Below are 710 nucleotides of genomic sequence, written 5' to 3'. Positions count from 1 at the left end.
CCCTCATGTTTAGAGCAGGATCGACGTGAGTGCTTGGTGTGGACGCTCCGCGAACGGACCGTTGTTCCAATCGCTGTTGTGTCCAGATTTTTTTCATTCTCCTGGGCGGTGAAAATCCGGACACAAAGGCGACCGCTGCCGCTTTTCCACAATCGTTCCGTCCTCTCCGCTGCTTTAAGCGGGAACAGTTTCTTAAGAACGCAAAAAAAGAAATCGCTCTTTTGGTAAAATGGAGGTACCACCCAACCATTTCAAAAGGAGCGATCTCTTTGTACATTCAATATACCATGGACTAACTTTGCTTGCCAATGGATCTGGAAGAAAACATTCCAGAACATCACCTCGTTCGTGTCGTTAACGCAGCCGTGAATCGGCTCGACGACGCCATCTTTGACGCTGCCTATCCCGGCGGTGGCCGCGACAGCTACCACCCTAAAATGCTTACCAAAGTCATTATCTATGCCTACGCCCAGCGAATCTATTCGTCTCGTCAAATCGCCAAAGCTGTGCGGGAGAACATTCCCTTCATGTGGCTGGCCGGACGGCAGCGACCAGACTTCCGCACCCTTAATCGCTTCCGTTCCCAGCGAATAAAGAACGTCCTCGAAAAGGTATTTACCGCCGTGCTTCAGTTTCTGGCTGACGAAAAATACGTTTCTCTGGAGCATTACTTTGTGGACGGAACCAAAATCGAGGCGAACGCCAATCGC

At 50.6% G+C, this 710-nt stretch carries 1 protein-coding gene; it reads left to right on the top strand.

Annotation, left to right across the window (positions count from 1 at the left end):
* Positions 1–308: 308 nt before the first annotated feature.
* A partial coding sequence (locus L691_RS31435; RefSeq protein WP_232229219.1) for a transposase occupies positions 309–710 on the top strand: 402 nt, incomplete at its 3' end.

The sequence above is a fragment of the Paenibacillus zanthoxyli JH29 genome (assembly GCF_000520715.1).
Taxonomy (GTDB): Bacteria; Bacillota; Bacilli; order Paenibacillales; family Paenibacillaceae; genus Paenibacillus_AQ; species Paenibacillus_AQ zanthoxyli.
Note: the sequence above shows the minus strand (reverse complement) of the source record. Positions and strands in the feature narration are given on the sequence as shown.